8 protein-coding genes are annotated in these 8,552 nt (G+C 64.3%); 3 read left to right on the forward strand and 5 right to left on the reverse strand.

Translation table 11 applies throughout. The features are described 5' to 3' along the window. The first annotated feature begins 140 nt into the window (after positions 1 to 140). The 3 genes from mksB to mksF are packed head-to-tail and all read left to right on the forward strand — an operon-like array spanning position 141 to position 4,955. Positions 141 to 1,430: an Mks condensin complex protein MksB gene (gene mksB, locus APH30_RS24845; protein WP_009686111.1), complete on the forward strand. Its 1,290-nt coding sequence runs from the start codon at positions 141 to 143 to the stop codon at positions 1,428 to 1,430. After that, complete coding sequence (gene mksE, locus APH30_RS24850) at positions 1,420 to 2,127, forward strand: Mks condensin complex protein MksE (protein WP_009686110.1); 708 nt, start codon at positions 1,420 to 1,422, stop codon at positions 2,125 to 2,127. The genes mksB and mksE overlap by 11 nt, the downstream gene beginning before the upstream one ends. After that, positions 2,124 to 4,955, forward strand: coding sequence for an Mks condensin complex protein MksF (mksF, locus tag APH30_RS24855; protein ID WP_054914038.1), 2,832 nt, complete (start codon positions 2,124 to 2,126; stop codon positions 4,953 to 4,955). Before mksE ends, mksF begins: the two co-directional genes overlap by 4 nt. 134 nt (positions 4,956 to 5,089) lie before the next feature. On the opposite strand, the gene APH30_RS24860 is transcribed toward mksF, so the two are convergent. The 5 genes from APH30_RS24860 to APH30_RS24880 all read right to left on the reverse strand — a co-directional run. Beyond that, positions 5,090 to 5,533, reverse strand: a complete 444-nt coding sequence (locus APH30_RS24860; RefSeq protein WP_161892746.1) for a CreA family protein — start codon at positions 5,531 to 5,533, stop codon at positions 5,090 to 5,092. Positions 5,534 to 5,555: 22 nt separating this feature from the next. Beyond that, positions 5,556 to 6,674: a glutamate 5-kinase gene (gene proB, locus APH30_RS24865; protein ID WP_009686107.1), complete on the reverse strand. Its 1,119-nt coding sequence runs from the start codon at positions 6,672 to 6,674 to the stop codon at positions 5,556 to 5,558. Between the two features lie 85 nt (positions 6,675 to 6,759). Further along, a complete protein-coding gene (gene cgtA / locus APH30_RS24870; RefSeq protein WP_009686106.1) occupies positions 6,760 to 7,986 on the reverse strand; it encodes an Obg family GTPase CgtA in 1,227 nt (408 codons plus the stop codon). 188 nt (positions 7,987 to 8,174) lie between these two features. Beyond that, a complete protein-coding gene (gene rpmA, locus APH30_RS24875; RefSeq protein WP_003247464.1) occupies positions 8,175 to 8,432 on the reverse strand; it encodes a 50S ribosomal protein L27 in 258 nt (85 codons plus the stop codon). A gap of 38 nt (positions 8,433 to 8,470) precedes the next feature. Further along, the coding region (locus APH30_RS24880; protein WP_177333791.1) for a bL21 family ribosomal protein at positions 8,471 to 8,552 on the reverse strand (82 nt) is incomplete at its 5' end.

An 8,552-nucleotide genomic window follows, 5' to 3' on the forward strand; every position in this document is an offset into this window, starting at 1 on the left:
TCGATCTCACTGCCACCACAAAAACCACGCCATACACCCATGTGACATGAGGTTATCCCCCCATTACAGACCAAGGGGTGAAACCCTGCCCCCCGGATGCAGTACAATCGCCCCTTTTTCTTGGCAACGAGTCGAAGCCAATGATCGAACCCAAGCGCGTCCTGCGCGCCCTAGCCGAACACTGGGCCCTGATCGAGCCGCTGTGCGAGCGTTTCGACCAGGGCACCCTGAGCCTGGTCGAGCTGCGCCAGCATGTGGCCCGCCAGCAAGTAGAAAGCACCCCGCAGGACATCACCCAGCTGCTCGACGTGTGGATCCGCCTGGACATCCTGGTCCCGGTGGCCAAAAGCCCGAACCGTTTCGAGCTCAATGCGCAGATACACGACTTTCTCGCCTACCTGCGCCGCGAGCACCGGCTGGGCCTGTGCCTGGAGATCGAAGCCTACCTGCGCCACCTGGAACGCCTTGCCGGGCACATCCAGGATGCCTTCGACAACCGCGACAGCGACGACCTGGCGCGCCAGCTGCGCCTGCTCGACATGCGCGTGCGCGATGTGCTCAAAAAGCTCGACAACGACGAGCAGGCGCTGGTGGCCGTGGCCGAACGGGCCAAGACCAGCAACCGCCAGATCCCGCTGCGCCAGCGCTATGCCGAGGTCCTGGCCACCTGGGACGAGTACGTCGAGCCGATGATCCAGCTGGTCAACGCCGACGGCGCCTTCGAGCAAGGCGTGCGCAAGGTCGAGACCGTGCTGCTCAAGCTGCTGGGCGAACAGGCGCGCCTGGGCCACCTGGTCGATGACGACATGCTGCTGCGCACCCATGCGCGCATCCTGGAGATGCAGACCAACGCTCAGCTCACCCTGCGCCACGCCCGCGAACTGCTGTTGCCGCTGCGCGAAGAAGCCCGTCGGCACAACGCCGTGACCCGTGGCGCCGCACTGGCCCTGTCGGTGATCCGGCGCAAGGGCCTGGATGCCGTGCCGCAAGCGGCCATGCCGATGTTCACCCGCCCGCAAAGCACCTTCCTCGGCAGTGCCAGCCAGGTCGAAGCCTACGTGTACGCCCTGGCCCGCTTCGAGCCCAAGCCGGCGCGCTTCCCCAAGGCCCACAAGACGCAGTCCGGTGCCCTGCCCCGCGCCCCGCGCACGGTCAAGGAAATGGCCGAACGTTGCGAACAGGCGCTGCCCCTGCCCGACCTGATGGTCTGGCTGCTGGAGCAGGAGCCCGAAGGCGCCACCGACGAGTTGCTGTACTGGTTCTCGCGCCTGTCGCGGGAAAAGCGCTTCAAGCGCGAACGCCTGGACCGGCGCGAGTACACCACCCAGGAACACCTGGTCAGCCTGCGCTCGTTCGCCCTGACCTCCAGCCGCGAAGACGCCAACAGCGCGCCTACCGACCCCAACGCGAGCCCAGCCCATGCATCTTGATCTTTCCGAACTGTCCCAGCTCGCGCCGATCTTCCGCGAGCTGTTCAAAGGCTTCCACATCAGCCGTCGCGACCCCGAGCTGTACGCTCAGCTGTCGAACTTCCAGGACCAATACCGCACCCTGTTCAAGGCCCTGGGCTTCGAGCTGGTGTGCGACACCCGTGGTTTCTACTACTTCGTGCCGGACATGACCGCCGCGCAGGTCAACAAGACCGCGCAACGCCTGTCGCTGTTCACCTTCATCCTGGTCGAGCACCTGGCGGACCAGGGCCGCGACCCCATGGCAGTGCTGGACGGCGGCAGTATCGGCCGCGACGAGCTGCCCTCGTTGCTGGACAAGTACCGCGACCTGTTCCTGCAGGCCGAGGTGCAGACCGTCGACGAGCTTGAAGAGAAGATCCTGCGGCGCATGACCCAGCTGGGCTTCGCCCACGAAGAAGGCGGCATCTACCGCTTCCTGCCGCCAATGCACCGTTTCCTCGACGTGTGCCTGTCGGTGCAGCAGGACCGCGACCTGGCCGCCACGCTGCACAGCGACCTGCCGCTGCCGACCCCGGTATTGGTCGAGGAAGAAAGCCCCGAAGAACTCAACCGCACCGACGACCCGCTGGACCTCACGCCGTTCGAGGGCGAGGAAAGCGAAGAGGACGCCCTGGCCCGGGCCATCCGCGAAGAGCAACAGGAGATTGACGCATGAGCCAGGAACGCTACGGCATCCGCCGCTTCGCACTGCTCAACACTGCAGGCTACAGCCTTGGCCTGTTCCCGCTGGAGCACCCGCTGTCGGTCTACGGCGCCAACAACCTGGGCAAGTCGGCGTCGATCAACGCGCTGCAGTTCCCGATCCTGGCACGCATGTCAGACATGAGCTTCGGCAAGTACAGCCTCGAACAGTCGCGCCGCTTCTATTTTGCCAGCGACACCTCGTACATTCTCTGCGAACTGAGCCTGCCCCATGGCCCCCACGTGATTGGCGTGGTCGGCCGCGGGCCGGGCGGTGGTTTCGGTCACCAGTTCTTCGCCTACAAGGGCGAACTGGACCTGGCCCACTACCAGAAGAACGACACCTGCCTGCGCCAGAAAGAGCTCTTCACCAACCTCGAGCGCCTGGGCATAAAGGCTTACGAGGTCAAGCCCGACGAGCTGCGCCGGCTGCTGGTCGGCGGCCACACGTCGGTGCCGCTGGACCTGACCATGATCCCGCTGCGCTCCACCAGCGAGCAAAGCCTGAAAACCTTCCGCGCACTGTTCATCAACCTGCTGCACATGCGCGAGATCACTGCGGCCAAGCTCAAGCAACTGTTCCTCGATGCCTTCGAGCACAGCCTGCGCTCGGGCAGCGTCGACTACATCGCCGCCTGCGAAGAGGCCTTCCGCGACGTACGCCGCATGGAACAGGACTACAACGCCCTGGTCGCGGCCGGCCCGCTGGTCGAGGCGCTGGCGGGCGGCGTGGCCCAGCGTGACATCCTGCGCGGCAAGCTGCACCGCATTTCCCCAGTGCTCGACACCTTGCTGGGCACCTGGCAGGAATACGCCATGGCGCGCAAGGAAGAGCTGGTGATCCAGGCCGAGCACTACCGTGGCGAGCAGGACCGCCTGCAGAACGACCAGCGCGGCGGCACCCAGGAGCTGATGCGCCTGGAGCGCGAAATCACCGGTATCCAGCGCTGGCTGGGTGAGCTGTCGGTCCTCAAGCACCGCTTTGCGCTGGTCGATGACGTGAAGGTGCTGGAGCAGCAACTGCTGGCAGCCAAGGACGCGCACGACGAACTGGCCGGTGCCCTGGCCCAGTCGCGGCAGTTCAGCGCCGAAGACCTCGACGAGCGTGTGCGCGACCTGGAAAAGCGCCTGAAGCAGGTCAAGCAGCAGCTCGACCATGCCGACAACAACAGCTATGCGCGCCTGCGCGAAGAGTTCTCGCAGCAGGACGTCGACCGCCTGATGCGCCTGTTCAACGGTGCGCTGTTCAGCCTGCCACTGGGCGAGCGCGGCATCGAGCTGGACGACAGCGACCTGTGGGTAAAGACGCTGGAAGCGGTGCTCGACGGCTTCAAGGGCGAGCGTTTCGAGGCGCCGGGCCTGGCCATCGACCTGACCAACATCGACCCGCCGGCCTTGCAGGCCCTGGCCGACCGCGCCGCCCTGCGCGACCAGAAAGAGCGCCTGGAGAAAGAGCTGAAACAGCTCAAGACCCAGCAGGCCGTGGCCGCCGACCGCTCGGCCTCCAAGGCCCAGACCGAAACCCTGTATCAGGAAGTGCTGGACGCCCAGAAGGCCCTGGAAGACTACCGCCGCAGCCAGACCCTCGCTGCCGAAGAGCCGGAAAAACTCGAGCAACTGTCGCAACTGGAAGCCGCCCAGGACGAGCTCAAGCGCTCCAGCGACGCGTTCACCGAACGCGTCCAGCAACTGTCGGCCAAGCTGCAGCTGGTCGGCCGCCAGCTCGGCGACCTCGAGTCCAAGCAGCGCACCCTGGAAGACGCCCTGCGCCGCCGCCAACTGCTGCCGGCCGACCTGCCCTACGGTACGCCTTTCATGGAAGCCATCGACGATTCGATGGACAACCTGCTGCCGCTGCTCAACGACTACCAGGACAGCTGGCAGAGCCTGCAGCGCGTCGATAACCAGATCGAGGCACTGTATGCCCAGGTGCGCCTGAAAGGCGTGGCCAAGTTCGACAGTGAAGACGACATGGAGCGCCGCCTGCAATTGCTGGTGAACGCCTATGCGCACCGCACCGACGAAGCCCTGACCCTGGCCAAGGCGCGCCGCGCGGCGGTGACCGACATCGCCCGCACCCTGCGCAACATCCGCAGCGACTACGACAGCCTCGAGCACCAGCTGGCGCTGTTCAACCGCGAGATCAACAAGCGCCAGGTATCCAACCTGGAAAGCTTCCGCGTGGTGCTGGCGCCGAACAAGGAAGCCCTCAAGCATATCGACCAGATCATCCACAGTGCCGGCCAGTACGAGGAAGGCGAAACCCTGTCGGTATTCGACCTGACCCAGAGCGCCGAGCAGGACAACAAGAACGAAGAGGCCAAGGAGTACCTGGCGCGCCTGGTGGCGGCCAACCACAACCAACTGGGTTTGAAGGACCTGTTCGAGCTGGCGTTCGAGATCACCAAGGTCAACGGCCAGCCGGTCATCCATGCCGACATCGATGGCGCGGCGTCCAACGGCACCACCATGACCATCAAGGCGCTGACCAACATGTACCTGTTGCTGCACCTGATGGACCGCGACCTGGCCGGTCGTATTCGCCTGCCGTACTACCTGGACGAAGCGGCCGACATCGACGAGCGCAACCAGGCGGCACTGCTGGAAACCAGCCTGCAGCTGGGCTTCGTACCGATTCTGGCGAGCGTGAAGCCCCAGGTATCGGCACGTGTGGCGATCGACCTGGAAGGTGGCAGCGGGCCGAATGGCATCTACATCGACGAGGCGGACTGGAAGTTCATCAGCCGCTTGGATGAGGTGAAAGCGGTTGTGCGTGAGGATCAGGCCGAAGAGTTGGCCTGAGGAACCTGGGGCCGCTTTGCGGCCCTTTCGCGACACAAGGCCGCTCCCACATTGACCGGCCTATGCAGGACCTTTGTAGGAGCGGCCTTGCGTCGCGATGGAGGCCAAAGGCCTCCCGGCCATCTACCAGGCGATCACTGCGCCCAAGGCAAGATCGGAATCGCCGTCACCGCATTCTGCGGGCTGCCCTCGACGATGCGGTCGCTGTACACCAGGTACACCAGGGTATTGCGCTTCTTGTCGAGGAAGCGCACCACCTGCATGGTCTTGAACACCAGCGAGGTGCGCTCCTTGAACACCTCCTCGCCATCCTTGAGCTCACCCTTGAAGCTGATCGGCCCGACCTGGCGGCAGGCGATGGAGGCCTCCGCCCGATCTTCGGCAAGGCCCAACCCGCCTTTCACCCCGCCCGTCTTGGCCCGCGACAGGTAGCAAGTCACACCTTCGACCTTGGGGTCGTCGAATGCTTCCACCACGATGCGGTCGTTCGGCCCAAGGAACTTGAACACGGTGGACACCTGGCCGATTTCCTCAGCCCCGGCCAGCATGGGCAAAGCCAACGCGGCAACGGCAATCATCCTTTTCAACACAGCCAAACCCTCAGACCAGAACCAGGTTGTCGCGGTGCACCAGTTCTGGCTCCGCAATGTAGCCCAAGGTGCTCTCGATGGCATCCGAAGGCTGGCCAATGATCTTCTGCGCCTCCAGGGCGCTGTAGTTAGCCAGGCCACGGGCGACCTCTGCACCGTCCGGACCGACGCACACCACCATCTCGCCACGGCGAAAACTGCCCTGCACGGTCTTGACCCCCACCGGCAGCAGGCTCTTGTTGGCCTGGCGCAGCGCCTGCACGGCACCGGCATCCAGCACCAGGGTGCCACGGGTTTGCAAGTGCCCAGCCAGCCACTGCTTGCGCGCCGCGAGCATGCCGCGCTCGGGTGACAGCAAGGTCCCCAGACGCTCGCCAGCCTTCAGGCGGTCGAGCACGCGCTCGATGCGGCCACCGATGATGATGGTGTGGGCACCCGAGCGGGCAGCCAGGCGCGCGGCGCGCAGCTTGGTCTGCATGCCGCCACGGCCCAGCGCGCCACCGGTGCCGCCGGCCACGGCATCCAGCGCCGGGTCGTCGGCACGGGCTTCGTAGATCAGCTGGGCCTCGGGGTTGTTGCGCGGGTCGGCGTCGAACATGCCATCACGGTCGGTAAGGATCACCAACAGGTCGGCCTCGACCAGGTTGGCCACCAGCGCCGCCAGGGTATCGTTGTCGCCGAAACGGATTTCGTCGGTGACCACGGTGTCGTTTTCGTTGATGACGGGCACCACACCCAGGTCGACCAGGGTACGCAGGGTGCTGCGGGCATTCAGGTAACGCTTGCGGTCGGACAGGTCGTCATGGGTCAGCAGGATCTGCGCGGTGTGCTTGCCGTGCTCGCCGAAGCTCGACTCCCAGGCCTGCACCAGGCGCATCTGGCCGATCGACGCAGCGGCCTGCAGCTCGTTCATCGCGCTCGGTCGCGAGGTCCAGCCCAGCTGGCTCATGCCGGCAGCAACGGCCCCGGAGGACACCAGTACCAACTCCACGCCCGCCTCACGCAGCGCGACCATCTGCTCGACCCAAACGGCCATGGCCCCGCGGTCGAGGCCCTTGCCATCGGCGGTCAGCAGAGCACTGCCAATCTTCACGACCCAGCGCTTGGCGCCCGTCACCTTGCTTCGCATCTTCTTCCAACCTATGTCGAATCTGTAGATACCGTGGATACAAAAACGCCGCTCCAGAGAGCGGCGTTTAGTGTACTGCAACCGGTCAGTCGCGCACGTAAATGATTTCCGGGCCGTCTTCGTCGTCCTCGAAATCATCGTCCCAACCGTCATCGTCGCCGATGTCGTGCACGCTCTTGACGCCGGTGCGACGCAGGGTGCGGGCGTCGTCCAGGGCCTGCAGCTGGGCACGGGCTTCGTCTTCGATGCGCTGGTCGAGGTCGGCCAGCTCTTCGGCGTAGGCCGGGTCGTTGGCCAGGCGGTCGGCGCGGTCTTCGAGGTAGCGCATCAGGTCGTGGCTGAGCTTTTCGGTGCCCTGCTTGGAGATGGCCGAAATCACGTAGACCGGACCGTCCCACTGCAGGCGCTCGACCACTTCCTGCACGCGCGCGTCGCGCTCGTCTTCCATGACCATGTCGGCCTTGTTCAGCACCAGCCAGCGCTCACGCTCGGCCAGCGACGGGCTGAAGCGGGTCAGCTCGTTGACGATCACTTCGGCTGCGTCGGCAGGGCTGCTCTCGTCCAGCGGCGCGATGTCCACCAGGTGCAGCAGCACGCGGGTGCGGGCCAGGTGCTTGAGGAAGCGGATACCCAGGCCGGCGCCATCGGAAGCACCTTCGATCAGGCCGGGGATGTCGGCGATGACGAAGCTCTTCCAGCGGTCGACGCTGACCACACCCAGGTTCGGCACCAGGGTGGTGAACGGGTAATCGGCCACTTTCGGCTTGGCGGCCGAAACCGAGCGAATGAAGGTGCTTTTGCCGGCGTTTGGCAGGCCCAGCAGGCCCACGTCGGCCAACACCTTCATTTCCATCTTCAGGTCACGCTGCTCACCCGGCTTGCCTGGGGTGGTCTGGCGCGGTGCCCGGTTGGTACTGGACTTGAAGCGCGTGTTGCCCAGGCCGTGCCAGCCGCCTTGGGCGACCATCAGTTTCTGCCCCGGGGTGACCAGGTCACCGATCACTTCCTGGGTGGAAGCATCGATCACGGTAGTACCGACCGGCACACGCAGGAACAGGTCTTCACCCTTCTTGCCGGTGCAGTCGGTGCTGCCGCCGTTGGCACCGCGCTGGGCTTCGTGGTGACGGGTGTAGCGGTAGTCGACCAGGGTGTTCAGGTTTTCGTCGGCAACCATGTACACCGAGCCGCCGTCACCGCCATCCCCACCATTGGGGCCACCGTTCTCGATGAACTTCTCGCGACGGAAGCTCATGCAACCGTTGCCGCCGTCACCGGCCTTGACCCGAATAGATACTTCGTCAACAAACTTCATTAAAACCGCCTCTCGTCGGCAGACGAGCTGAATGACTCAAAAACATGAGGCTCTTGCAAAAATGAGCGCGGCGGCCCCGTACGACCGTAGAAACCAACGCCGGCAACCCAGACAAACAGCTTTGCAAGAGGCTCACCACAAACGAAAAAGCCCCGTCGCATGACGGGGCTTCTGGAGCGACGTCGCGATTAAGCGGCGACGATGCTCACGTAACGGCGCATGAACTCGCCTTTCTTCTCGAACTTGATCACGCCTTCGATCTTGGCGAACAAGGTGTGATCCTTGCCCATGCCAACGCCGTAGCCAGCGTGGAATTCGGTGCCGCGCTGACGGACGATGATGTTGCCTGGCTTGATAACCTGGCCGCCATACATCTTCACGCCAAGGCGTTTCGATTCTGAGTCGCGACCGTTACGAGTACTACCACCAGCCTTCTTGTGAGCCATGGTTCAATTCTCCAAATAAATTCAGGGGATCTAGGGGATTAAGCCTGGATGCCGGTGATTTTGATCTCGGTGAACCACTGGCGGTGGCCCATACGCTTCATGTGGTGCTTACGACGACGG

This window comes from Pseudomonas sp. NBRC 111127, from assembly GCF_001320345.1.
GTDB lineage: Bacteria > Pseudomonadota > Gammaproteobacteria > Pseudomonadales > Pseudomonadaceae > Aquipseudomonas > Aquipseudomonas juntendi.